This window comes from Frankia sp. CoWAU3, assembly GCF_977971855.1.
This window is the reverse complement of sequence record NZ_CDWWXB010000165.1, coordinates 7,472-8,418: the sequence shown is the minus strand read 5'-3', so window position 1 is coordinate 8,418 and position 947 is coordinate 7,472. Positions and strand designations below refer to the sequence as shown.

Annotated in this window: 1 protein-coding gene; it reads left to right on the top strand. The window is 67.5% G+C overall.

The features are described 5' to 3' along the window. Positions 1-251: 251 nt before the first annotated feature. Positions 252-947, top strand: a 696-nt coding sequence (locus AC08ON_RS13860; RefSeq protein WP_476617116.1) for an ATP-dependent Clp protease proteolytic subunit, incomplete at its 3' end; no start/stop codon positions are given.

The window sequence follows — 947 nt, the reverse complement described above, 5'->3', positions numbered from 1 at the left end:
CATGCCGGGGCAGGGCGGTTCGCCTACAACTGGGGTCTGGTCCGGGTGAAAGGCGAGGCGGCATAAGCCCCGCTATCAGGCGCTCTTATGCAACGGAAGGCCGCTGGAGTCGTTCCACGGGACGTTGCGTCTGCCGTGAGCAGATATGCCGCCAGCAGATCAGCGTCGTGGGCGCGGATTTCTCGGCAACGCTGGTGACGCCGGCCCATCGTGCTCGCACCCATTCCCGACGGCCGGCGGGAGGACGCACCATGATCGAATCTTTTTCGCGCCTCACGCAGGCCGGGCCGGGGAGTCCGCGCCGGGCTACCGTGCAGGCCGCCGCATCCGGGCTCGGCTCCGCGGACGACCAGGTGTTCAGCCGGCTCCTCGAGAACCGGATCGTGTTCCTTGGTTCCGTGGTCGAGGACGCGGTGGCCAACGCGATCAGCGCCAAGCTGCTGCTGCTCGCCGCCGAGGATCCCGCGGCCGACATCTACCTCTACATCAATTCGCCGGGTGGCTCGGTGTCCGCCGGCATGGCGATTTATGACACGATGCAGTACGTCGGAAACGACGTGGCGACGGTCGCGCTGGGCCTCGCCGGTTCGATGGGGCAGTTCCTGCTCTGCGCCGGCACGGCGGGTAAGCGCTATGCGCTGCCCTATGCCCGGATCATGATGCACCAGCCGCACGGTGGCATCGGCGGCACCGCTGCCGACATCTCCATCCAGGCCGAGCAGATGCTGTACACCAAGCGCACGCTGCAGGAGCGAATCGCCTTCCACACCGGGCAGACCGTCGAGCAGATCGAGACCGACTCCGACCGGGACCGGTGGTTCACGGCCGAGGAGGCCAAGGAGTACGGCCTCGTCGATCATGTGGTTGTCCGGGCGGATCAGGTACCCAGTGTGGTCAGTGGAGCGGGCATGGGTTTGCGGTGGGCGGGCCGCGCCGGTTTCGGCCCC